Consider the following 502-nt stretch of genomic DNA (forward strand, 5'->3'; position numbering starts at 1 on the left):
GAGTCCGCGGCGCCCCCCACCTTGGCCGTGGCATCGTCCAGCGCGGAGATCGTGGAGTCACGTGCCTCACCCAGCTGCGTCTCGGTGTCCGTCCCGGCGGCACGGATCGCCTCGGCTGCCTTCTCGGCGACGGTGGAGGTGAAGGTGTCGGTGATGCGCCGGTCCAGCGTCGTGGCTCCGACATCCGTCATCTTCGGAGCGACGGCATTCGCCTTCTCGTTGACGAAGTACTGCAGCTGCGGCTGGGTGAAGTTCGCGGTGGTGATGGACAGGAGGTTCTGGCTGAAGTCCGGGGGAATGACGATGGCGGCGTAGGAGTCGCCTCTGTGAACTCGTTCCATGGCGTCGTCCAGATCGGTGAAGCGCCACCCCAGCTGGTTGTTCTCCTTCAGCTGGGCGACCACCTGTGAGCCGACGTCCAGGTCACCGGCCAGATCCGAGTGCGCACCCGTGTCCTGGTTCACCACTGCGACATCGATGTGGGAGGTGTTGGAGTAGGGGT

General features: G+C 65.1%; 1 protein-coding gene. It reads right to left on the bottom strand.

The window, feature by feature from the left end; all coding sequences use genetic code 11:
* A partial coding sequence (locus tag FK530_RS25675; RefSeq protein ID WP_369123360.1) for a YhgE/Pip domain-containing protein occupies positions 1-464 on the bottom strand: 464 nt, incomplete at its 3' end.
* Between the last annotated feature and the right edge of the window lie 38 nt (positions 465-502).

Source organism: Tsukamurella conjunctivitidis (assembly GCF_007858475.1).
GTDB classification, from domain to species: Bacteria; Actinomycetota; Actinomycetes; order Mycobacteriales; family Mycobacteriaceae; genus Tsukamurella; species Tsukamurella conjunctivitidis.